Origin of the sequence: Bowmanella dokdonensis (genome assembly GCF_017254865.1) — a bacterium.
GTDB lineage: Bacteria > Pseudomonadota > Gammaproteobacteria > Enterobacterales > Alteromonadaceae > Bowmanella > Bowmanella dokdonensis.
The window spans coordinates 1-22,782 of record NZ_JAFKCV010000006.1 but is presented as its reverse complement, the minus strand read 5'-3'; the positions used below and the strand labels follow the sequence as shown (position 1 = coordinate 22,782).

The 22,782-nt window shown below is 51.6% G+C and carries 29 protein-coding genes; 25 read left to right on the top strand and 4 right to left on the bottom strand.

Annotated features, from left to right (window positions below; all coding sequences use genetic code 11):
* Positions 1-37: 37 nt before the first annotated feature.
* Positions 38-841, bottom strand: coding sequence for an SDR family oxidoreductase (locus tag J0A66_RS11925; RefSeq protein ID WP_206574051.1), 804 nt, complete (start codon positions 839-841; stop codon positions 38-40).
* A gap of 45 nt (positions 842-886) precedes the next feature.
* Positions 887-1,657: a DUF2884 family protein gene (locus J0A66_RS11920; protein ID WP_206574050.1), complete on the bottom strand. Its 771-nt coding sequence runs from the start codon at positions 1,655-1,657 to the stop codon at positions 887-889.
* A gap of 269 nt (positions 1,658-1,926) precedes the next feature.
* Between J0A66_RS11920 and J0A66_RS11915 the strand changes: the two genes are divergently transcribed.
* Positions 1,927-2,118 carry a hypothetical protein gene (locus J0A66_RS11915; protein WP_206574049.1) on the top strand — a complete coding sequence of 64 codons (192 nt, stop codon included), beginning with the start codon at positions 1,927-1,929 and terminating at the stop codon, positions 2,116-2,118.
* A 72-nt stretch (positions 2,119-2,190) separates the two neighbouring features.
* Here the strand turns inward: J0A66_RS11915 and J0A66_RS11910 are convergent, their stop codons facing one another.
* Positions 2,191-2,409, bottom strand: coding sequence for a YgaP family membrane protein (locus J0A66_RS11910; RefSeq protein ID WP_206574048.1), 219 nt, complete (start codon positions 2,407-2,409; stop codon positions 2,191-2,193).
* Between the two features lie 161 nt (positions 2,410-2,570).
* On the opposite strand from J0A66_RS11910, the gene J0A66_RS11905 reads away from it, so the two are divergent.
* From J0A66_RS11905 to rplQ, 24 genes are all read left to right on the top strand, one after another.
* Positions 2,571-3,002 carry a response regulator gene (locus J0A66_RS11905; RefSeq protein WP_206574047.1) on the top strand — a complete coding sequence of 144 codons (432 nt, stop codon included), beginning with the start codon at positions 2,571-2,573 and terminating at the stop codon, positions 3,000-3,002.
* 8 nt (positions 3,003-3,010) lie between these two features.
* Positions 3,011-4,138 carry a MalY/PatB family protein gene (locus J0A66_RS11900; RefSeq protein ID WP_206574046.1) on the top strand — a complete coding sequence of 376 codons (1,128 nt, stop codon included), beginning with the start codon at positions 3,011-3,013 and terminating at the stop codon, positions 4,136-4,138.
* Positions 4,139-4,216: 78 nt separating this feature from the next.
* Positions 4,217-4,822 (top strand): tetratricopeptide repeat protein, encoded by a 606-nt coding sequence (locus tag J0A66_RS11895; RefSeq protein ID WP_241264173.1) that lies wholly within the window; start codon positions 4,217-4,219, stop codon positions 4,820-4,822.
* A 107-nt stretch (positions 4,823-4,929) separates the two neighbouring features.
* Entirely contained in the window at positions 4,930-7,275 is a 2,346-nt protein-coding gene (rnr, locus tag J0A66_RS11890) for a ribonuclease R (RefSeq protein WP_206574044.1), read from the top strand.
* A gap of 3 nt (positions 7,276-7,278) precedes the next feature.
* Positions 7,279-8,016 carry a 23S rRNA (guanosine(2251)-2'-O)-methyltransferase RlmB gene (gene rlmB, locus J0A66_RS11885; protein ID WP_206574043.1) on the top strand — a complete coding sequence of 246 codons (738 nt, stop codon included), beginning with the start codon at positions 7,279-7,281 and terminating at the stop codon, positions 8,014-8,016.
* A gap of 131 nt (positions 8,017-8,147) precedes the next feature.
* Positions 8,148-10,721, top strand: coding sequence for a M1 family metallopeptidase (locus tag J0A66_RS11880; protein ID WP_206574042.1), 2,574 nt, complete (start codon positions 8,148-8,150; stop codon positions 10,719-10,721).
* Between the two features lie 217 nt (positions 10,722-10,938).
* Positions 10,939-12,297 carry a DUF4397 domain-containing protein gene (locus tag J0A66_RS11875; RefSeq protein WP_206574041.1) on the top strand — a complete coding sequence of 453 codons (1,359 nt, stop codon included), beginning with the start codon at positions 10,939-10,941 and terminating at the stop codon, positions 12,295-12,297.
* A 719-nt stretch (positions 12,298-13,016) separates the two neighbouring features.
* Positions 13,017-13,385 carry a 50S ribosomal protein L14 gene (gene rplN / locus J0A66_RS11870; protein ID WP_188695774.1) on the top strand — a complete coding sequence of 123 codons (369 nt, stop codon included), beginning with the start codon at positions 13,017-13,019 and terminating at the stop codon, positions 13,383-13,385.
* Positions 13,386-13,397: 12 nt separating this feature from the next.
* A complete protein-coding gene (rplX, locus tag J0A66_RS11865) occupies positions 13,398-13,712 on the top strand; it encodes a 50S ribosomal protein L24 (protein ID WP_206574040.1) in 315 nt (104 codons plus the stop codon).
* A gap of 16 nt (positions 13,713-13,728) precedes the next feature.
* Entirely contained in the window at positions 13,729-14,268 is a 540-nt protein-coding gene (gene rplE / locus J0A66_RS11860) for a 50S ribosomal protein L5 (protein ID WP_206574039.1), read from the top strand.
* An 11-nt stretch (positions 14,269-14,279) separates the two neighbouring features.
* The gene (gene rpsN, locus J0A66_RS11855; protein ID WP_206574038.1) at positions 14,280-14,585 is read left to right on the top strand and encodes a 30S ribosomal protein S14; all 306 of its coding nucleotides are present in this window, start codon (positions 14,280-14,282) and stop codon (positions 14,583-14,585) included.
* Positions 14,586-14,597: 12 nt separating this feature from the next.
* On the top strand, positions 14,598-14,990 hold the full coding sequence (gene rpsH / locus J0A66_RS11850) for a 30S ribosomal protein S8 (protein WP_206574037.1): 393 nt from the start codon (positions 14,598-14,600) through the stop codon (positions 14,988-14,990).
* Positions 14,991-15,003: 13 nt separating this feature from the next.
* On the top strand, positions 15,004-15,537 hold the full coding sequence (gene rplF, locus J0A66_RS11845) for a 50S ribosomal protein L6 (protein WP_206574036.1): 534 nt from the start codon (positions 15,004-15,006) through the stop codon (positions 15,535-15,537).
* A 12-nt stretch (positions 15,538-15,549) separates the two neighbouring features.
* Positions 15,550-15,903, top strand: a complete 354-nt coding sequence (rplR, locus tag J0A66_RS11840) for a 50S ribosomal protein L18 (protein ID WP_206574035.1) — start codon at positions 15,550-15,552, stop codon at positions 15,901-15,903.
* Positions 15,904-15,912: 9 nt separating this feature from the next.
* On the top strand, positions 15,913-16,413 hold the full coding sequence (rpsE, locus tag J0A66_RS11835; RefSeq protein WP_206574034.1) for a 30S ribosomal protein S5: 501 nt from the start codon (positions 15,913-15,915) through the stop codon (positions 16,411-16,413).
* A 3-nt stretch (positions 16,414-16,416) separates the two neighbouring features.
* Positions 16,417-16,602 carry a 50S ribosomal protein L30 gene (gene rpmD, locus J0A66_RS11830; protein WP_439098869.1) on the top strand — a complete coding sequence of 62 codons (186 nt, stop codon included), beginning with the start codon at positions 16,417-16,419 and terminating at the stop codon, positions 16,600-16,602.
* 3 nt (positions 16,603-16,605) lie between these two features.
* Positions 16,606-17,040, top strand: a complete 435-nt coding sequence (gene rplO, locus J0A66_RS11825) for a 50S ribosomal protein L15 (protein WP_206574032.1) — start codon at positions 16,606-16,608, stop codon at positions 17,038-17,040.
* Positions 17,041-17,045: 5 nt separating this feature from the next.
* A complete protein-coding gene (gene secY, locus J0A66_RS11820; protein ID WP_206574031.1) occupies positions 17,046-18,365 on the top strand; it encodes a preprotein translocase subunit SecY in 1,320 nt (439 codons plus the stop codon).
* A gap of 24 nt (positions 18,366-18,389) precedes the next feature.
* A complete protein-coding gene (gene rpmJ, locus J0A66_RS11815; protein WP_102798681.1) occupies positions 18,390-18,506 on the top strand; it encodes a 50S ribosomal protein L36 in 117 nt (38 codons plus the stop codon).
* Positions 18,507-18,610: 104 nt separating this feature from the next.
* Positions 18,611-18,967: a 30S ribosomal protein S13 gene (rpsM, locus tag J0A66_RS11810; RefSeq protein ID WP_206574030.1), complete on the top strand. Its 357-nt coding sequence runs from the start codon at positions 18,611-18,613 to the stop codon at positions 18,965-18,967.
* 12 nt (positions 18,968-18,979) lie between these two features.
* Positions 18,980-19,369: a 30S ribosomal protein S11 gene (gene rpsK / locus J0A66_RS11805; RefSeq protein WP_102798683.1), complete on the top strand. Its 390-nt coding sequence runs from the start codon at positions 18,980-18,982 to the stop codon at positions 19,367-19,369.
* 30 nt (positions 19,370-19,399) lie between these two features.
* On the top strand, positions 19,400-20,020 hold the full coding sequence (rpsD, locus tag J0A66_RS11800) for a 30S ribosomal protein S4 (protein ID WP_206574029.1): 621 nt from the start codon (positions 19,400-19,402) through the stop codon (positions 20,018-20,020).
* A 22-nt stretch (positions 20,021-20,042) separates the two neighbouring features.
* Complete coding sequence (locus J0A66_RS11795; protein WP_206574028.1) at positions 20,043-21,032, top strand: DNA-directed RNA polymerase subunit alpha; 990 nt, start codon at positions 20,043-20,045, stop codon at positions 21,030-21,032.
* 42 nt (positions 21,033-21,074) lie between these two features.
* Positions 21,075-21,476, top strand: coding sequence for a 50S ribosomal protein L17 (gene rplQ / locus J0A66_RS11790; protein ID WP_206574027.1), 402 nt, complete (start codon positions 21,075-21,077; stop codon positions 21,474-21,476).
* Between the two features lie 94 nt (positions 21,477-21,570).
* Here rplQ and J0A66_RS11785 read toward each other — a convergent pair whose 3' ends face one another.
* The gene (locus tag J0A66_RS11785; protein ID WP_206574026.1) at positions 21,571-22,344 is read right to left on the bottom strand and encodes a hypothetical protein; all 774 of its coding nucleotides are present in this window, start codon (positions 22,342-22,344) and stop codon (positions 21,571-21,573) included.
* Positions 22,345-22,782 lie beyond the last annotated feature (438 nt).

Genomic DNA, 22,782 nt, shown 5'->3' with positions numbered 1-22,782 from the left:
TGATCCAGCTAGCCGGGCTTGTGTCCGGCTTGTTTTTTTATAACTGGACGGGCATGGTCATCGGGTCGGCATAGGCCAGGTCGATTCGAAGATCCCTGAGGGTGGCACTGGCATCTATCTTCTTCCCCTTATCGGTGTCGCCGGGCAGAAAGACCGGCAATGGCAGACCTGCTGATGCTGCCGCATAGGTATAAAAACTCTCCCTGCTGGGATGGGCGGCTGCCGCCAGATGCAAAACAGGTAGGTTGCCCCGCCCAGCCACTATCGCCCCGATGGCCTGCAGCGCATCAAACTGGTGGATCAGGTTCACCATCTGACCACCTTTGTCCACTGTCTTGCCAGACAGATGCTTTACCGGATGCCGTCCTGGACCCACCAGGCCGGCCAACCTCAGTACCCTGCCTTTACAGGACTGCAACAGATGCCGTTCAATTTCAACATGCGCCTGGCCGGAGTCGGTATCTGGTTGTGGCGGGGTTTCCTCAGTCACTACGCCGCTGCTCTGACCGTATACAGAGGTGGTACTGATGAACAGGATCTGCTCGCAGCCCCTGCCTAGCATTTCATCAATCAGGCTTTGCATATTGTGCACGAATTGTTGGGGCTGCAGGTTCTTTCTGCCCGGCGGAATGTTAAGGACGCAGAGGTCTGGTGGGGAGGCCATGGCTGGCAACCTGCTACCCAGCTCAAATATCTCCGCCTCCAGGCCTTGGGCCAGCAAACTTTGCTTTTTCTGTTCGGTTCGGCAGGAACCCCAGACCTGGTATCCTGCCCCCTTCAGTTGCCTGGCAAGTGGTTCACCCAGCCAGCCGAGTCCAATGATACTGATGTTTTTCTTCATAAAAAAAGCGGCTGACGCCGCTTAAACAGGGAGTTTGTCTTCAGGCTACATGGAATGTACCGAGCGGGAAACCCTGACCATGTCCAGTTCCTCAAGTTCAGGGATTGACTGGTTGATGCGTGTTTCCAACTGATCGATCTTAGTCAGGTCATAGCAGAGGTGTTCGGCTTTGCGCTCCAGCACGGCGGCCTTTGCTTCCATTTCATGCTCTATTTGTTCACCGAAATTTTCCATTCTGGCCTCGAAGGCTTGCATGTCGCCGCCGCTGAACAGCATCTCTTTGCCTACGGCGATCAGGATGCGCCCCATGGATCGCTCAACCGCCTGCTCAATCTTCTGTTCGAACTCGTTTTCGAAGCTGTTTACTACAATGCCGTCTTCATCAAAGTGATGTGAACTAAAACGTATGGAGCCATCTTCTGCATAAAATTCCTGTTGCAGTTGGTGGCGCAGGTCGGCCATTTCCGTGCCCAGATCGAGAACCAATGCGTCGTCGTCACCCAGGAGTCCGCCAAAGGCACGGCTGATACCTTCACTGGCCAGGCCAACCGCTTCCAGGGCGATGTCGGCAACTTTGGGCGCAAGGAGAGTGACCTCCTTATGGTAGTTGTTCAGCAAGTCAGCCTGTTCGTTGTTCAGATGCAGCATCTGACTGTCCAGATAGGCGGTGCGGCCGTCCAGTTGTAACGTCCGGTTATCCGTTTTCAGGGTCAGGATGCCCTGCTCGAGGTTCATCTCACCCTGCAAGTTAATATTGCAGTCATTGGCCATGGCGCTGGAGGCCAGTATCAGGGTAGCGGCGGCAAAGGTTTTCATGGTGACTTCCTTACTGTAATCAATTTCGACAAACACCCTGACATCTGAGCAAGGCCTGTACCAAAGGGATAAATCCTTTATTTACAATTGCTTGAGATTTCCTTGTCAGTCTGACAAGACGATGGAGTAGCCGGTTTGCCCACTAAATCGTGAGTCTCACCAGTCTGCAGGTCCTCAGACGGAGGGGTAAAAAAGTTGATCCAGCGCACTGATTTTTTGCCCCATGTTCAGGCATAATAACGTCAGCTTACTGATATTGAGGGTGAATTATGAGCAACTGGCTCGATGCTTTTGTGTTTGGTTTGGCGTTGATGGCGTTTGTGCTGGGTGTGAGCAGTATCATCATGGCATTGTTGCACAGTCCGGTGACCGCCGGGACTGCCATGAAAGAAAAGGTGGAGTATGGCTTCTTCGGTATTTCCGGACTGGTGCTGTGTATTTTGTTCAGTTATGCCCTCTGACCCCATCCTTAGGTTCCAGGACAATCTGAAGGCGCCATCGGCGCCTTTTTAATTGGCCTGCCTGGGATCGTCTTATTGGTGGCCCTTCTTATGGTAGGTGTCCAGCCCCAACAGTCGGTAGAGCAGGCACACACCGCTGGAAGCCGTGGCCCAGAGTAACAGTCCCACCACCACAAGGATCAGGCTGATAGTATTGGAAAACAGCCCTTCAACGGCCAGGGCCAGCAGAATCACCGAGATTACTGAACGCACCGCTGTGTCCAGAATGCCAACATTGTCGAAGTCTTTCATGGGAATCCCCTCCTGTTTTTTCACTGCTCCAGTATGAAAAATCAAGGGCCGGGCTGCCTTGATGCGGGTCAAGTTATCAACAGTCATATGTTGTTCCAGATCAAAGTTGCCATTTTCGACCCGCCTTGAATATAGTTGGCATCAGAGCCGAGGAGAGCCGAGTGGAAAATCGAGTCAATGCTGTTTTTCTCAACGTAATGGTGCTGGATGACGAGGGCATTACGGTAGACCTGCTGGTCCATATGCTGCGGGATATGGAATTTGCAGATATCAGCAGTTTTGGTAGTGCCGGTCCCGCGTTGTCTCATTTGAAACGGGTCGGAGCGGATTACTACGACCTGATTATTTGTGACTGGCATATGCGTGGCATGAATGGTCTGGAGTTTCTGCAGTCATTCAGGGCTATGGCCCCTGATGTGCCCTTTTTAATGATCACAGGTGACGCCACCAAAGAGAATGTGGTGGAAGCCGGCAAGGCCGGGGTCTCGGGTTTTATTGCCAAGCCTTTTAGCCGCAGGGAGTTGGAAACTAAAGTGGCCCAACTGCTGCAAAGCAAACTCAGAGATGACTTCCGCGATCATGAACCCGAATAGGATGTAGTATGGATTTCAATCAGATAGTCGACAGGCGTGGGACCTTTTCCTTCAAGTGGAATAAATACCGTGGCCGGGATGTTTTGCCCATGTGGGTGGCGGATACGGAGTTCAAGTGCGCTCAGCCCATTCTGGATGCCCTGCAGGAGCGTATCTCCCACGGGGTGCTTGGATACACCCTGCCCGCCCAATATGAACCCGGCAAGCAGGCTATTATCCACTGGCTCAACCAACAGCACGGCTGGCAGATTGAGGAGGACTGGATCGTCTGGACACCCGGCGTAGTGCCCGCATTCAATGTCGCCTGTAAGGCCATTTGTGAGCCGGGCGACAAAGTGCTGGTGCAGGTACCTAATTATCCCCCTTTGCTGGCAGCGCCTGGTCTCAATCAACTGGAACGGGTGGATATTCAGACCCTGGAAAGACAGGGTCGCTGGACACTGGACTTCGATGCGTTGGAAAAAGAGGCTGCAGATCCCCGGGCCAGGCTGCTGATTCTTTGCAATCCGATGAATCCGGTGGGGTCGGTCTTAACAGCCCAAGAACTTGAACGCATTGCCCTTATCTGCCAGCAGCATGACCTGATCCTGTGTTCCGACGAGATCCACTGCGATTTGATACTGGACGAGGAGGCAAGGCATCTTCCTGCCGGCAGTATTGAATCTCTCAATGACACTTCCATTACCCTGATGGCGGCCAGCAAAACCTTCAATATCGCCGGTCTTGGTGCTTCGTTTGCGATTATTCCCGATGCAGGATTGCGGGTCCGCTTCAGCAGAGCGGCCACGGGAATTGTGCCGTGGGTGAATGTGCTGGGACTGATAGCAACGGAGGCCGCATTTACCCAATGTGATGACTGGTATCAGGGGCAACTGGATTATTTACGTGGCAACCGGGACCTCCTGATGGAGGAAATCAATAAGATCGATGGCTTGCGGTTGCTTGAGCCCCAGGCCACCTATCTGGCCTGGGTGGATGCGACCGCTCTTGGCGTCGATGACCCTCAGGCCTGGTGCGAAGCCCGGGGCCTTGGGCCTTCTCCGGGAGCAGATTTTGGCGCCAAGTCATTCTTCCGTATTAATTTCGGCTGCCCCAGGGACTATTTGCGTGAGGCGGTGAAGCGTCTGAAGGGGTGAATTGGCACTCCAGCATTTAATCGTCTGGCCGATAAATTCAACATCACAGGAGGCACCATGATTAGACAGACTGTTGCAATGGCTTTGATGTTGTTAGGCATACCGGTTGCCCTGGCACAACAGGAAGAACTTAAAGCGGTTCAGCTTTATTCGCAGGATGAGTTGATCAGGATGATTAACGACAATACCCATCTGGACAGGGTGGTGACGGATGAGTGTCAATTGGTTCAGGATATCGAAGCCAGGGCCGAAACCATGATGATCCCGGCTTATCAATTCCTGTGGGGCGATATGCTGGCCTGGGGGGTCTGCGTTAAGGCTGAGCCTGAGCGAGGCGTCCATTTTATGCGTGAAGCAGCATTGCAGGGATTGCCTCCGGCTCTGGAACAACTGGGGCGATATTATGCCAAGGGGACATTGGTCCAGCAGGACAGAGATAAGGCGGTGATGTTCCTGCGGGAAGCCGCGGGTCTTGGCAATCTTAAGGCGCAAATCCAGCTTGCCGAGCTGTTCATTCAAGGATATGGCAGTCCTTACGATTATCAGGATGCTTACCACTGGTTGCACAACGCCATTACGGATGACAAGCAAACCCATCAGAAGATAGCTCATTGTCTGACGGAACTGGAAAAACTTATGCACCCCAAAGCAGTGCGTCAGGCAAAGCGCTCATTGGATTCCTGAGACGACCGCAGGTTCGGCCCTTGACTCCCGGCAACAAATAAATGCTTTTCTGAACAGGGAGTTCGCTATACTTGGGCCAATATTCACCTGAAGGTCACTGCTTTTTGATGCAAGACGATCCCTATTACCAACGCGAAAAAGAGAAATACGAGAATCCGGTCGCCAGCCGCGAGTACCTGTTGCAAATCCTGAAAGAAAAAAACACCCCCCTTTCCCTGTTAGAAATCTGCGAGTTGGTGGACGCCAACGACGAGGACAGTCGTATTGGTGTGCAAAGGCGTTTACGCGCCATGGAAAGAGAAGGCCAGGTGCTGTTCAACCGCAACAAAAAGTATGGTTTGGCCGAGAAGATGGATCTGATTCGTGGCAGGGTTTTGGCACATCGTGACGGTTTTGGTTTTCTGAAACGGGATGATGGCAAGCCGGATCTCTACATCCACAATTCTCCCATGCAGATGCTGTTGCACGGTGATATCGTGCTGGCGACCGAAAGCAGCCAGAATTTCCGGGGTAAGAAGGAGGCCCGAATTGTCAGAGTGGTAGAGCCCAGGACTGAACCTATTGTCGGCCGCTATTTTTTGGAACAGGGGATGGGGTTAGTGGTACCGGATGACAGTCGTATCTGTCAGGATATCATCATACCCCCAGAGCATACCCAGGGGGCACGCCAGGGCAATGTGGTGGTCGTGGAGATCACCCAACGCCCGATGAAGCGGGTCAATGCCATCGGTAAGATCGTCGAGGTGCTGGGCGAGCACATGGCGCCCGGCATGGAGATTGAGATGGCCCTGCGCACCTTCGATATCCCCCATGATTGGCCAGGTGAAGTGGACAAGCAGATTCAGGGTCTCACCGAGCAGGTACCGGAAGAGGCCAAGCAGGGGCGGGTCGATCTTCGGGCTATGCCACTGGTGACCATAGACGGAGAGGACGCCCGGGATTTTGATGACGCGGTATACTGTGAGCCGCTGGATACAGGTGGCTGGAAGCTTTGGGTGGCCATCGCCGATGTGAGCTATTATGTGCGTCCGGCCACTGCACTGGACAAAGAGGCCGTCGAGCGGGGCAATTCCGTGTATTTTCCTGCCCAGGTAGTCCCCATGTTGCCAGAAGTCCTTTCCAACGGACTCTGCTCCCTGAATCCCCAGGTAGACCGCCTGTGTATGGTTTGCGAAATGACGGTCAGTAAATCAGGTGTGTTGAAGGAGTTTCGTTTCTTCGAAGCGGTGATGAACTCCCATGCCCGTCTGACGTATTCCAAAGTGTGGGACATATTGCAGGGAGACAAGGAGTTATTCCAAAGATATGAGCCGTTGGTCCCCCATCTGCGCAACCTGCACGATCTGTTCCGTATCCTGAAAAAAGCCCGCAGTCGTCGCGGCGCCATTGAGTTTGAGACTCAGGAAAGCAAGTTTATCTTCAATGCCCAGCGTAAGATCGATCATATCGTCCCGGTGGTGCGCAACGACGCCCACAAAATGATCGAAGAGTGCATGATTCTGGCTAACGTCAGCGCAGCCAGATTTCTGGAACAACATGAAGCCGAGGGCCTTTACCGGGTGCACGACAAACCGGATCAGGACAGGCTGGTCAGCTTTCTGAGTTATCTGGCCGAGGTGGGGATCCCTCATGGCATTACCGGCGATCCGGCCCCGTCCGACTTCAGTACGGTGGTGGACAAAATTGCAAACAGGCCTGATCAGGAACTGATCCAGACCATGTTGCTGCGCTCAATGAAGCAGGCAATCTACGACAGGGAGAATATCGGTCACTTTGGATTGGCCCTGGAAGCCTACGCCCACTTTACTTCACCCATTCGCCGTTACCCGGATTTGGTGGTGCACCGCGCTATCAAGGCAATATTGGATAAGCAGGCGGGACGTAAAAGTAAAACGGGCGGTAAAGCATATTCTCAGGAGGAAGTGACGCAGTTGGGTCAGCAGTGCTCAATGACTGAACGGCGAGCCGATGATGCCACCCGCGATGTGGCCGACTGGCTCAAATGTGAATTTATGCAGGACCATGTGGGTGACAGTTTCGACGGAGTGATTGCCTCGGTAACCAACTTCGGCTTCTTCGTGCGTCTGGGTGAATTCCATATAGACGGCCTGGTGCATATTACCGCGCTGGAGAACGACTATTACCATTATGATGAGGTCAAACAGCACCTGATTGGTGAAAACTTTGGCACAGTCTATCGTCTGGGCGATCCGGTTCATGTCAAGGTCGCCGGGGTTAACCTGGATGACCGAAAGATAGATTTTGTATTGGATCAACCCATGGCCCAGGGCAAAGGTGGACGTAAAGTAACAGTGCGCAAGGCTAAAAAGGCGGGTGAGAAAGACAAGAAAGCCAAGGGACCCTGGCCGGAAAAAGGTAAGAGCGGCAAAGGGGGAGGGCGAACGTCAAATACAGACAAACCCGCCAGATCATCCCGGGGCAAAAGGAAATAACCCATGGCGCAACAGGAATGGTTATACGGCATACACGCCATGGAGTCCCTTTTACAAAGGGAGCCGGAACGTTTGATTGAACTGTTCGTATTAAAGGGGCGGGATGATGAACGTTTACTCAATATTGTCAATCAGGCCCGGCGCTTCGGCGTATCGGTGCAGTTTTGTCAGCGCAAGACACTGGATGACAAAGCACAGGGAGAGCAGCATCAGGGAGTGGTAGCCAAGGCGAAGCCTGGCCGCCAGTATGATGAGAAAGATTTGGATGAAATCATTCATGCCACTCCGATGCCCTTTTTACTGGTGCTGGACGGGGTGACCGATCCCCATAACCTGGGAGCCTGTCTGCGAACCGCCGATGCGGCCGGGGTACATGCAGTCGTGGTGCCCAAGGATAAATCTGCGTCCTTGACCCCAACAGTGAGGAAAGTCGCCTGTGGTGCCGCCGAGGTGATCCCCCTGATTCAGGTGACCAATCTGGCCAGAACCCTGAAGGAGCTGCAACAGGCAGGTGTCTGGATAGTGGGTACAGCCGGCGAAGCTGAACAGGACATCTACCAGTGCAGTCTGTCAGGTCCGTTGGCCCTGGTTATGGGGGCTGAAGGTAAAGGGATGCGACGTCTGACGCGTGAGCACTGTGATCAGTTGATCAAGTTACCCATGGCAGGTTCAGTATCCAGTCTGAATGTGTCAGTGGCCACCGGCATCTGCCTGTATGAAGTGGTCAGGCAAAGACAATAGGGCTGCTTCGGTGGGCCCTTTTTTCTACCTTCTGTCCTGTAAAAACTTCTAACCAATTCCTTCTTGCCGGAGACAGAAAATCCGGTATGGTCAGCAGGTCCCTACAACAAAAATCAACAAAGGAACCGACCATGAAGGTCAAATATTATCTGGAGCTGGCCGCCGCATTTATGTTGTCTGTCAGTACCCTGGCAAATGCCGACGAGATTTACCGGTTACCGGACAGCATTGTACCCCAGCAGCAGATCATTCAACTGCGTGTTGACCCCGATCAACTGGATTTCAGCGGTGAAACCTGGATCGATCTGGATATCACGAAAACCACGGATAAAGTGGGTTTTTATCATATCGATCTGACACTTGAAAAAGTGGAGCTGGTGCAGGGGGAAAATGTTATCCCCCTTGAGGTGTCCGGCGGGGAATACGATATCTTCTGGGGGAGTGCAGGCAAGCCCTTGCCCCCGGGGACCTATCAGTTGCATATCCGATACCGGGGCAAGGTTAACACCAGCTCGGACGGCATGTATCTGTCCCGGTTTGAGGATCGTAATTATATCTTCACTCAGTTTGAAGATATGGAAGCCAGACGTGCTTTTCCCAGCTTTGATCAACCCAACTTTAAGATCCCCTATCAGCTAACCATCGAATCACCAGAAAAGCATACCGTGCTGTCCAATACACCGGTAGAAAAACGCCAGGTCGAGGCGGGCTGGCAGAAAGTTCGCTTTCAGAAAACCAAACCTATGCCCACCTACCTGGTTGCCTATGCCATTGGCGAATTTGATTCGGCGGAGATTACCGGCTTGTCCGTCCCGGGAAAGGTCTATACGCCCTATGGGCAGGCCCATCGCACCAGATTTGTCATTCAGCACACGCCAGCCATCCTGAAAGCGCTGGAAGATTACTTCGGCATTCCCTATCCCTATGCCAAGCTGGATTTTGTCGCTGTACCTAACTTTACCCACGGGGCAATGGAAAATGCCGGATTGATCACATACCGCAGCAGTCTCCTGCTGCTTGAGGATGAGCCGGGGTTGTCAGAGCGCAGCGGTCCCCTGGACACCATTGCCCATGAACTGGCTCATCAGTGGTATGGCAACCTGGTGACCATGGCCTGGTGGGACGACTTGTGGCTGAATGAAGCCTTTGCCTCCTGGATGGCCAGCAAAGTCATGATGCAGCTCTACCCTGAGCTGAATTTCCACACCAGAATTATCCAGGAAGGCGCCTTCACTGCCGACGCAAGCCCCACCACCAAGCCGGTGAAAAAGTTAGTGCGCTCCTCGGCGGACGTCATGGATGGCCTGGGGCTGAATTACAGCAAGGGTGAATCCATCCTCAATATGATTGAGGCCTTGATCGGTGAGAAAGCTTTCCAGAAGGCGGTTCAGACCTACATGCAGAAGCACAAGTGGGGAAATACCACAGCCGACGATTTATGGGCAGTGTTAGGGGATGTGGCGGATTTCGATGTGCCTGCCATGATGCGCACTTACCTGGAGCAGCCAGGTTACCCGCTGGTGGAATTTGAGGCCAATGGGGCGGTCTCCCAGCGACGCTATCACCTGGCCGGTGCCGAGGTAAAGCCGCAGGTCTGGAATGTGCCGGTAGCCATCAGTTATAAGAAGAACGGCAAGATTCATCGCCAGATGATGTTTCTGAACGAGCCCAGGGTGTTGAACAGCCAGTTGGCAGAAGCCGACTGGATCTATCCCAATGACAACGCTATGGGGTACTACCGCTGGAAGATATCCTCCCGCCAAATGGAGACGCTGCTCAGCGATATCGACGTATTGAATGTCCGCGAAAAGAAAAACCTGCTTTACAACTCCGACGCCCTGCTCAAGGCTGGTGAAATTTCCCTGCAAGACCATATGCAGGTACTCGATGTATTGGCTCAGGAGCAGGATCCGACGGTGGTCAGCGCCGTGGTCGCGGCGTTGAATGATCTGCTCTATCTGGTTGATGACAGCAATAGGCAAGTGTTTGCCCGTTTTGTTGCTGAAAAGCTGATGCCCTGGTATCGGAAGCTTGGTGTGGGGCCCCAGCCAGGAGACTCAGAAGAAATCATCAAGCTACGCCAGGCGGTATTTTCCATTCTGAGTCAGCACGCGCCCAATGAAGAGCTGGAGCAGGTCAGTAAGAAGATGACCCGGCAATACCTTGAGGATCCCGGCGCTGTTTCCCGTCACCTGGCCAGTGCAGCTCTTAAGAGTACGGCCAAGTTTGGTGCCGCCGACTGGTATCATAAATATCGCCAGGCCTATCTGAAAAGCTCAGACGCCAATGTACGTAATACCTTGATGGGCAGCATGTATTTTCCGCAGGACGAGAATGTAAGACAGCTACTGGATTTTTCGTTCCATGAGGAGATGAGCCCGGCCAATGTTATTTACAATCTGTATGTGGCGTCAAAGTCCCAGGAAAAGCAGGATCTGCTGTATTCCTGGCTGGATAAACATTTCCAGCAATTGACTGAGCGCATGCCCAGCTACCATATAGGACGCATGCCGGAATTTGTTTCCAGCAGTTGTGATCAGCACAACGTGCAACTGGCCAGAGCATTTTATCCCGGACGTATGGAGAAATTTGATGGTATGGCCCGCAGCTTCGAAGTTGCGATGGACGAGGCCAATCAGTGCCTGGCCCTCAAGGATCGCTTTCAAGCTGAGTTTACCCGTTATCTGGAGCAGGTCCCACGCTAACAACATATGAGGAAAACGGCCCGTCAGGGCCGTTTTTTTTGAAAATCCATAAGTGAAACACTTTCCTGACAGTAATACCGTCAAATAACCTGCCGAATTTGTCGCAAATCTTCCTGCAATGTAAGGAAATGTAAAGGTTGGTAAAGAATATGAATCCTTGAGAACTCAGTCACTTAGACAAGGTCTGTTGTGGTTCCGGACAACACAAGGACCCACTATGAATTTACGTATTCTGTCTTTACCCCTGTTAGTTTCTTCTGCTTTTTTACTCTCGGCCTGTGGCGGATCGAGCGACAGCGACAGCAGCTATCCCGAGGCTTACATACAACTCTATAACGGTTCGGCAAACAGTGCCTCGACCCTGCTGTATATTGACGATGTTGCGTTGGGTAATGCCAGTTACGGCGATGCAACGGGGCTGTACACCTTGGATGCGGGAGGGGCGGCCCTCAGTCTTAAACGTACGGATGCCAGCGACAAGGTGGTCGAGATAATGAGTCAGGACATCAGCCTGAGTGACGGGCACAAGTCGTTATATCTGATGCTGGGTGACTACAGTGATCCTGAGCTGGTGGAACACAAGTTTGAAAGGGCGGAACTGAACGATCATTTTACCTTGCACGCCCTCTCGGCAATACCGGACAAAACCTATGATCTTTATGTGGCCGAGGCTGGGGCATCCCTTGACGATGCACACCTGATGGGCGCGCTCAGCTTCGGAGAATTAGTCGAAGCCCAGTATTGGGATGGCGATGCAGACAGTGCCGATTGGAATGTGGATGATTATGTGGTTTATCTCACCGAGCCCGGCAAAACAGAAATACTGTATGAAAGCGGCACTATGGCTTTCAACTTTGAGACTGAGTATGTCATGGTGATTCGATCTTCTGCGGGGGCCTCACAGAATAATCTTATTGTTGATTTGATCATCAACTCCACCAGTGTCCCTTCCTATAAAGACATTCGCGCCGGTGCCCAGTACCGGTTCTACAACAGCCTGGAAGCAGGCATTGACCTGACAGCCACGCTGAAAGGGAACGATGTTGAACAGAGTATTGATGTGGCGGCACGCCAGCTCAGTGATTTCAGTACTGTCAAGTATGGAGACTATCAGATATCCGCCAGCTCTGAGGATGCCCAGTGGGCTTTCAGCAACCGGCTGCTGACCCTCAACCAGGGAGAGAGTAAAACCGTAGTGCTGTATAAGAACGCCCAGGATCAACTCAGCTCCCTGGCTTTCGAAGACAGCGATCTGCCGCAAGTCTACGATCATGAAGTGAATGTGGCCAACCTGGTTAAGGATTACAGCAATATTGATATTTACTTTGTCAGGCAAGATGAAACAGTCGAGACAGCCGAATACAAACTTTTGAATCTTGAATTTGCCGAGTCAGACGATATCAGCCTGCCCAGTGACTACTATGAGATTATCGCCTTGTATGATGACAACAGTGGAAATCAGACTCTTCTTTATCGTACGCAGGCCTTGGCCATCGAGGATGAAGTGAGCTACGTGGTCTCTGTGGAGCCTGACAGCAGCTCTGCCAGTGGCTACCGGGTGGCATTATTGCATTAGTCAGGGAGCATGCGCTCATTAAGCTAAGGCCCCGGAAGGGGCCTTTTGTTTCTCGTCCGGACGGGACCCTGCCCTTCCCCCCTTTGGCACCGTCGTTGCTGGTCTCCAATGTTAGTCTGATTGCCAGGAGCAACCAGCAACAGCTTTAGCTGGCCTGGAAGGCGAGAAACAGGGAGGTTTTTCGTAAAAAACGCTCCCGGCATTTTTTTACTTCGGACTATCCCTGTCCTCCACCCTTTCAGGGCCGCCGTCACTGCGTTCCAGCGTTACTAAACGGCAGGAAAGCCGTTTAGCACAGCGGAGCTGCCCGAAGGGCGATTTACAAGGATGCAATGAGTGAAAAAGCGCGTCGCTTTTTTGTTCATCCCCTCCATGGAATTCACCCCCATAGGGGGCCATCGACGGGTACGTCGATGTCAGCCTGATTGCCGGGAGCAATCAGCAACGGCTTTAGCTGGCCTGGAAGGCGAGAAACAGGGAAGTTTTTCGTAAAAAACGCTCCCGGCGTTTTTTTACTTCGGACTATCCCTGTCCTCCACCCTTTCAGGGCCGCCGTCACTGCGTTCCAGCGTTAAAAAGCGAATCAGTCGCTTTTTTCAACATTGCGGGTATCCCCCTAAATTCTTTTCTGTTATTATTTCGCGCCCTTTTTATAGGGGTATGACTATTAAAGCAGCTAAACGGCCTGAGAAGGCCTTAACAACAGCGGAGCACTAACAATGATCCAAATGCAAACTAGCCTGGATGTGGCCGATAACTCCGGCGCTCGCAGGGTAATGTGTATTAAGGTTCTTGGTGGCTCGCATCGCCGTTATGCACATATCGGTGACATCATCAAAGTTACCGTCAAGGAAGCAATTCCTCGCGGTAAAGTTAAAAAAGGTGACGTACTGAATGCAGTGGTGGTGCGTACTAGAAAAGGCGTTCGTCGTCCTGACGGTTCTCTGATCCGTTTTGACAGCAACGCAGCCGTGTTGCTGAACAACAACAAGCAACCTATTGGTACGCGTATCTTTGGCCCGGTAACCCGTGAGCTTCGTGGAGATAAATTCATGAAGATCATCTCACTGGCCCCAGAGGTACTATAAGGAGTCACGATAATGGCAAGCAAAATTCGTCGTGATGATGAAGTTGTCGTATTGGCCGGTAAAGATAAAGGCAAAACAGGCAAAGTCCTGAAAGTTCTGCCTGCATCTGACCGTCTGGTAGTAGAAGGTGTGAATTTGATGAAGAAACATCAGAAGCCTAACCCTCAGTTGGGCGTTGCTGGTGGCATCGTTGAGAAAGAAGCATCAATTCATGTATCGAATGTAGCGATCCTGAACCCTAAGACGGGCAAGGCTGATCGCGTCGGTTTCCGTTTTGAAGATGACAAGAAGGTACGTGTCTTCAAATCCAACGGTGAACTGGTTTAATTAATTGGAGATTACGATGGCGAAACTGCATGATTTCTATAAAGAAACAGTAGTGGCAGAACTTGCGAAGCAGTTCGGTTACAAAAGCGTCATGCAAGTCCCTCGGATTGAGAAAATCACCCTGAACATGGGTTTGGGTGAAGCTGTAGCGGATAAGAAGGTGTTGGAAAACGCCACTGCTGACATGCAGGCAATTGCTGGTCAAAAGCCTGTTGTTACCGTTGCACGCAAATCTGTAGCGGGTTTTAAAATCCGTGAAGGTTATCCGATTGGCTGTAAAGTAACCCTACGTGGCGAGCGTATGTGGGAATTCCTTGAGCGTTTGATTTCAATCGCTATCCCACGTATCCGTGACTTCCGTGGCCTGAATGCTAAGTCATTCGACGGTCGTGGAAACTATAGCATGGGTGTTCGCGAGCAAATCATCTTCCCCGAAATCGACTTTGATAAAGTCGATAAGGTACGTGGTATGGATATTACTATCTCTACTTCTGCCAAATCGGATGAGGAAGGTCGCGCTCTGCTGGCTGCTTTTAACTTCCCATTCAAGAAATAAGGTGTAGGGTTATGGCAAAACAATCAATGAAAGCGCGTGAAGTCAAACGCGCCAAGCTGGTAGCCAAGTACGCTGAACAGCGTGCGGAGCTCAAAGCCATTATCAGCAGTGTAAACTCTTCTGACGAAGAGCGTTGGGACGCCGTGCTCAAGCTGCAATCATTACCTCGTGACTCTGCCCGTACGCGTCTGCATAACCGCTGCCGCATTACAGGTCGTCCTCATGGTTTCCTGCGCAAGTTCGGCTTAAGCCGTATCAAACTGCGTGAGGCCGCCATGCGTGGTGAAGTCCCTGGTCTTAAGAAAGCCAGTTGGTAAGGAGTAGCTAAGATGAGTATGCAAGATCCTATCGCGGATATGTTTACCCGCATCCGTAACGGTCAGCTGGCCAGCAAAGTGTCTGTCGCTATGCCTTCGTCCAAACTGCGTGTTGCGATTGCCAAGGTACTGAAAGAAGAAGGCTACATTGCGGATTTCCAGGCATCTGGTGACGTGAAGCCTGTCCTCGAAGTTACCCTGAAGTATTTCGAAGGCAAGAAAGTGATTGAAACCATCGAGCGAGTCAGCCGCCCCGGTCTGCGCATCTACAAGAAAAAAGATGAGCTGCCAAAAGTAATGGGTGGCCTGGGTGTCGCGATCGTTTCAACTTCCAAGGGCGTGATGACTGACCGCGCGGCTCGCAAGGCCGGTATGGGCGGTGAAATCATCGGCTATGTAGCGTAACGGAGGAATATCGATGTCACGTGTAGCAAAAGCCCCGGTTGAAATCCTGTCTGGTGTAGAAGTCACCATCAAAGGCCAGGAAGTCACCCTGAAAGGTAAGAATGGTACGCTGAGCCGTGAGTTTAACGGTGGCGTTGAAGTGGTAAAAGAAGAGAACCTGCTAAAGACTCTGCCTCGTGAAGGCGTGGTCGATGGCTGGGCTCAGGCTGGTACTGCTCGCGCCCTGCTGAACGGCATGATGATCGGCGTTACCAATGGTTTTGAGAAAAAACTTCAGCTTCAAGGTGTTGGTTACCGTGCTCAGGCACAGGGCGCCAAACTGAATCTGACGTTGGGTTTCTCTCACCCAGTGGTCTACGAAATGCCTGCCGGCATCAGCGTAGAAACTCCTAGCCAGACTGAAATCGTCGTCAAAGGCGCCGACAAGCAGCTGGTAGGTCAGGTCGCAGCTAACATCCGTGGGTACCGTCCACCAGAGCCTTACAAAGGTAAAGGTGTGCGTTATGCCGATGAAGCTGTGCGTCGTAAAGAAGCCAAGAAAAAGTAAGGGGTTGATACGATGGATAAGAAAACAGCTCGTTTGCGTCGCGCGACTCGCGCTCGCAAAAAGATCAGTGAACTGGGCGCGCATCGCCTGGTGGTACACCGTACTCCCCGCCACATCTATGCACAACTGATTGCCCCTAACGGCGCAGAAGTGCTGGCGGCTGCCTCTACCGTTGAAGCGGACCTGCGTAAGGACCTGAAAGTAACAGGTAACGCAGATGCAGCGACGGCAGTAGGTAAAGCGATCGCACAGCGTGCAATTGAAAAAGGCATCAAAGAAGTCTCTTTCGATCGCAGCGGTTTCAAGTATCACGGTCGAGTGAAGGCATTGGCTGATGCAGCTCGCGAAGCTGGCCTTCAGTTCTAGGAGTAGATTATGGCTAAAGTAGAAGTTCAAAACGGTGAACTGTTAGAGAAGCTGATTGCCGTAAACCGTGTGTCCAAAGTAGTTAAAGGTGGTCGTATCTTTAGCTTCACTGCCTTGACAGTAGTGGGCGACGGTAACGGTCGTGTCGGTTTCGGTTATGGCAAAGCCCGTGAAGTTCCTGCCGCTATTCAAAAAGCGATGGAAAAGGCACGCCGTAACCTGGTTACCGTGGGTCTGAATGGGAACACCCTTCAGCATCCGATCAAGGGTCGTCATTCTGGTTCTCAGGTTTATATGCAGCCTGCATCCGAAGGTACCGGTATTATTGCCGGTGGTGCGATGCGTGCTGTCCTGGAAGTGGCTGGCGTACAAAACGTACTTTCAAAATGCTACGGCTCTACCAACCCGATTAACGTAGTGCGTGCAACTATTAATGCCCTGGTGGATATGAAATCCCCTGAGCAGGTTGCAGCCAAGCGTGGGTTGTCCGTAGAACAGATTTTGGGGTAATGGATCATGGCTAAGACAATCAAAGTAAAACAAACCAAAAGTGCTATCGCTCGTCTGCCTAAGCACAAAGCGACACTGACTGGTTTGGGACTGCGTCGCATCGGTCATGTCCGTGAGTTGGAAGACACTCCTGCTGTTCGCGGTATGATCAACAAAGTCAGCTACATGGTTGAGATAGTTGAGGAGTAACCCATGCATTTGAATACGCTGTCTCCAGCACCTGGAGCAAAGAAATCTCCCAAGCGCCTGGGCCGTGGTATCGGTTCCGGCCTGGGTAAAACCGGTGGCCGTGGTCACAAAGGTCAGACGTCGCGTTCTGGCGGTACTATCCGTGCCGGCTTCGAAGGTGGTCAGATGCCTATCCAGCGCCGTCTGCCCAAGTTCGGTTTCACTTCACGTAAGTCACTGGTCTCTGATCAGGTGACCCTGAATGAAATCGCCAAGGTAGAGGGTGAAGTGGTGTCACTGGAAACTTTGAAAGCAGCAGGTCTGGTCAAAAAAGACGTGCTGAATGTCAAGGTAATGAAAAGTGGTGACATCGCTCGCGCTGTTACTGTTAGTGGCTTGAAGGTAAGCAAAGGCGCCCGTGAAGCTATCGAAGCTGCCGGCGGTAAAGTAGAGGAATAAGCTAAATGGCTAAACCAGGATTGGATTCAGGCGCCAAAGGCGGGTTGTCCGAGCTGAAAACAAGACTCCTGTTTGTCTTGGGTGCGATTATCGTATTCAGGCTTGGTTCTTTCGTGCCTATTCCTGGTATTGATGCGGCTGTGCTGGCTCAGTTATTTGACCAGCAGAAGGGCACCATCGTGGAAATGTTTAACATGTTCTCCGGTGGTGCGCTTGAGCGTGCATCAATCCTGGCACTCGGCATCATGCCTTATATTTCAGCGTCCATTATCATGCAGTTGATGACTGTGGTGCACCCACAGATGGCCGAGCTGAAAAAAGAAGGAGAAGCGGGACGGCGGAAGATCAGCCAGTACACCAGGTATTTGACCCTGATACTGTCTATTTTCCAGGCAATAGCTATTGCCACAGGACTGCCCAACATGATGCAGGGGTTGGTCATCAATCCTGGCTTTGGCTTCTACTTTACGGCAGTGGTCAGCCTGGTCACTGGAACCATGTTCCTGATGTGGCTGGGTGAGCAGATCACGGAGCGGGGAATCGGGAATGGTATCTCCATTCTGATTTTCACCGGGATCGTGGCAGGCTTGCCGACAGCAATCGGTCAGACAGTGGAGCAGGCAAGACAGGGCGACCTGAACATGCTGTTCCTGTTGTTGATCGGTGTGATCATCGTCGCCGTGACTTATTTTGTGGTATTCGTGGAGCGTGGCCAGCGTCGTATCGTGGTCAACTATGCCAAGCGTCAGCAGGGCCGTAAGGTGTTTGCAGCGCAAAGCACCCACTTGCCACTTAAAGTCAACATGGCCGGTGTGATTCCACCAATTTTTGCCTCGAGCATCATTCTTTTTCCTGGAACCATCGCCAGTTGGTTTGGTTCCAGCGAAGCCATGTCCTGGTTGCAGGATGTGTCTCTGATGATGTCTCCGGGACAACCCTTGTATGTGATCATGTATGCCGCGGCGATTATCTTCTTCTGTTTCTTCTATACTGCGTTGGTGTTCAACCCGCGTGAGACGGCAGATAACCTGAAGAAGTCCGGTGCCTTTGTACCTGGAATCCGTCCCGGCGAGCAGACCTCACGTTACATCGATAAAGTGATGACACGTCTGACCCTGGCTGGCGCTTTGTATATTACCTTTATTTGTTTGGTGCCCGAGTTCATGATGATCGCCTGGAACGTCCAGTTCTATTTTGGCGGTACGTCACTGCTGATTATTGTGGTGGTGATTATGGACTTTATGGCACAGGTGCAGACCCATCTGATGTCTCATCAGTATGAGTCTGTTCTGAAGAAAGCCAATCTGAAAGGCTTCGGCCGTTAAGATTGGCCATTACGGAGTAACGAAATGAAAGTTCGTGCATCTGTCAAAGCGATTTGCCGTAACTGCAAGATCATCAAGCGCAACGGTGTTGTGCGTGTGATTTGTAGCAGTGACCCTAAGCACAAGCAAAGGCAAGGCTAATCAAAAAACTAGCTCGCAAGAGCTTAATTTGCAATTTTGTCGTCGGGTAAGTATCCTAGCGGGCTTTTTAGGCTGACGACATTTTAACTATAGGAGTGCTGTTAGTGGCCCGTATCGCTGGCATTAACATCCCTGAACACAAGCATGCCGTGATCGCCATCCAGGCGATCTTCGGTGTCGGTGCAACTCGTGCGAAAAGCATCTGTTCTGCCGCTGGTGTTGCAGAGACTACCAAGATCAAAGATCTTGATGAAACGCAAATTGATAAACTGCGTGACGAAGTCGCCAAGTTCACTGTTGAAGGTGACCTGCGTCGTGAAGTTTCAATGAGCATCAAACGTTTGATGGACCTAGGTTGTTTCCGTGGCTTGCGTCACCGTCGCAGCTTGCCTGTACGTGGTCAGCGCACTAAGACTAATGCGCGCACCCGTAAAGGTCCTCGTAAGCCGATTAAGAAGTAAGCGGGGGGATTTATGGCAAAAGCACCAGTACGTACTCGTAAGCGCGTAAAACGCCAGGTAGCAGATGGTATGGCTCATATCCATGCCTCTTTCAACAACACGATAGTGACGATTACTGACCGTCAGGGCAACGCTCTGTCTTGGGCAACTTCCGGCGGCTCCGGCTTCCGTGGTTCACGTAAATCCACGCCTTTTGCTGCCCAGGTTGCTGCAGAGCGCGCGGGTGTTGCGGCTCAGGAATACGGTTTGAAAAACCTTGAAGTGTTTGTAAAAGGTCCAGGTCCAGGCCGTGAGTCTGCGATCCGTGCCCTGAATGCGACAGGTTACCGTATCACTAACATTACCGATGTGACCCCTATTCCTCACAACGGTTGTCGTCCACCCAAGAAACGTCGCGTATAAGCGCTGTTTTAGGACAGTTGGAGAAAGATCATGGCAAGATATTTGGGTCCCAAACTCAAACTTAGCCGCCGCGAAGGAACAGACCTGTTCCTGAAAAGTGGCGTTCGAGCAATTGACTCGAAATGTAAAATTGATACTGCGCCAGGTCAGCACGGTGCCCGTCGTGGCCGTTTGTCTGATTATGGTGTGCAGTTGCGCGAAAAGCAGAAAGTTCGTCGTATGTATGGCGTACTGGAAAAGCAATTCCGTAACTACTACAAAGAAGCGGCACGTCTGAAAGGCAACACGGGTGAAAACCTGCTGCAGCTGCTAGAGCAGCGCCTTGACAACGTAGTTTACCGCATGGGCTTTGCCAGCACTCGCTCTGAAGCGCGTCAGCTGGTCAGTCATAAAGCCATCCTGGTAAATGGTCAGGTTGTTAACGTTCCTTCTTTTAGCGTATCTGCTGAAGACGTTGTGTCTGTTCGTGAGAAGGCCAAGAAGCAGGCTCGTATCGTGTCTGCCCTGGAACTCGCCGATCAGCGCGAGAAGCCTACCTGGATAGAAGTGGACAGCAAGAAGATGGAAGGCACTTTCAAGCGTCTTCCTGAGCGTAGTGACTTGTCTGCCGAAATTAACGAACAGCTGATCGTCGAACTTTACTCTAAGTAAAGAAGGTCAAAGAGAGGAAACAATGTCGGGTTCTGTAACTGAATTCCTTAAACCAAGGTTAGTCGAGATAGATAACGTATCCAAAACCCGCGCTAAGGTCACACTTGAGCCGTTGGAGCGTGGTTTCGGTCATACACTCGGTAACGCACTGCGTCGTATTCTTTTGTCTTCCATGCCTGGTTGCGCGGTGACGGAAGTTGAGATTGACGGTGTGTTGCATGAGTACAGCACCAAGGAAGGCGTCCAGGAAGACGTTATCGAGATTCTGCTGAACCTCAAAGGTCTGGCCGTTCGTCTCGAAGGAAAGAACGAAGCTACCCTGACCCTGGTTAAGTCCGGTGCAGGCCCTGTCGTTGCTGGTGATATTCAACATGACGGTGACGTGACTATTGTCAATCCAGATCACGTTATCTGCACCCTGACCGGTGATGCGTCTATCAGTATGCGCATCAAAGTGGAAATGGGTCGTGGTTATATTCCTGCGGCGGCTCGCCGTTCCTCTGAAGAAGACGACAGACCGATTGGTCGTTTGTTGGTGGACGCCTCTTTCAGTCCTGTTGAGCGTATCGCCTACGCTGTCGAGTCTGCCCGTGTGGAACAACGCACTGACCTCGACAAATTGATTATCGATATGGAAACCAACGGCACTATCGATCCCGAGGAAGCCATCCGACGCGCAGCCACTATTTTGGCTGAGCAACTGGATGCCTTCGTTGAATTGCGGGATATCAAGGAGCCAGTGGCCAAAGAAGAGAAGCCGGAGTTCGATCCGATTCTGCTTCGTCCTGTCGACGATCTCGAGTTGACCGTACGTTCAGCCAACTGTTTGAAAGCAGAAGCTATCCAATACATTGGTGACCTGGTCCAGCGCACAGAAGTAGAGCTGCTTAAGACCCCTAATCTGGGTAAGAAGTCTCTGACTGAGATCAAAGACGTGCTCGCTTCTCGCGGACTCTCATTGGGTATGCGCCTGGAAAACTGGCCACCAGAGAGTATTGCTGAGAAAGACTAATCAGGTCGCAAGTTAAACTGATCTGTTAAGAAGGAAAGAACCATGCGCCATCGTAAGAGTGGTCGTCAGTTAAATCGCAATAGCAGCCATCGTCAAGCGATGTTCCGCAATATGGCGGGTTCTTTGGTGAAACACGAAATCATCAAAACAACTTTGCCTAAGGCGAAAGAACTGCGTCGCGTTATTGAGCCTCTTATCACACTTGCTAAGCAAGACAGTGTTGCAAATCGCCGTTTGGCCTTTGCCCGTACTGGTGATAAAGAAGTAGTAGGAAAACTTTTCAACGAACTGGGTCCTCGTTACACCGAGCGTCCCGGAGGCTACATTCGCATTCTGAAATGTGGTTTCCGTACCGGTGATAATGCCCCCATGGCATACGTTGAACTGGTAGACCGCCCTGTTGCTGAAGAAGTTGAAGCAACTGAGGAAGCCGTCGCTGAATAAGGCGACGTGCATCGTATAAAAAAACCGGGCTTTTGCCCGGTTTTTTATTTTCTGTCAGACTGACTTAATCCGATGGGTATTAACCCAGACTTTATCAGTTCTCTTCTTCATGACCTTGCTTGGCCAGGATCGCGGTGATCTCTTCCTGTGTTGCTCCACCTTGCAACGCGTACTGGGTCAGCATCTCGTCGCTTAAACCGGCGCTACGGGCCGTTTCAAGAATGCGCTGCAGGTTTTGGCGGTGTGAGCCCGACTCCTGCACTGCCGTTGTGACGACCTGGTCCGCACTTTCGGGATAGGCAGCCAGTAGCGTTTCTACTATATATTCGCCAACAAAGGGCACCGCTTCCATTGCGGTTCTTATGATATCAACCAGCTTGTTTGGATGGGCCTTGGCGACTGAGCGGACGATCGAATCGGCAGAGTTGGGTTCGGTGACAACGGCCACCCTCACGATATCGTTCAACTCATCCGGCGTAGAATGTGCCGCTGCATTGACAACAAAGTCCACGTAGCTGGGCTCGGCGTTAATGGCTGTCTCGACAATATTAGTGCAGCTGGTAATGCCCTTTTCAATGGCAATGCGCACAACATCCTCGGTCAGGGCAGGCTGAGCCGAAATCGCCGCGTGTATGACTTCTTTATAGTGCTCCGGATAAAGATCCAAAGCGGTGCCGACAACAACCTCCACATCCTGTGGGTAATGGCTGACGATGCTTTTGATCGCCCTGCCAATGGACATATTCTGTTGTACCTGACGCTGAATAAAGTCGGCTGTCTCCGTATTACTGTTATTCTCTGCTTCCTCTGCCAGCACCGGGTTTGCGGTCATGGCGAGGAAAAGCGCTGAATAAATTAGTTTGTTCATGGACAGCTTTCCAATAGTTACTGCAACACCAGTGTTGGACTAGCGTACAGAAAAGGAGTTCAAAGGTAACAAAATTTAACCAAAAAGAAACAAAAAACGACGAGTTGGGTACAAATTAGGCGGTCGGCCAAGAAAAGACAAAATATATTGGGTATGGCTCTTGACGCCTCGATATAAATCTCTAGAATGCGCCGCACTTCGACGGGGTAGGCCAACCAGCTTAACCCGGTGGCCAGGAAGGTCAGGTGAAGACGAGCAATCGGCAGGGAAGGTCAGGCAAAAAACTTCGGTTGGATGGCTTGACAGCGAAGAAGGATAGCGTAGAATTCGCGTCCCGCTTGAGAGAGGCCCAGGCCGACTCGGGCAGCCCAAGAGGCAGTGTTCTTTAACAATTAGCAACGAGACAATCTGTGTGGACACTCGTTAAAAGAGTGTCGG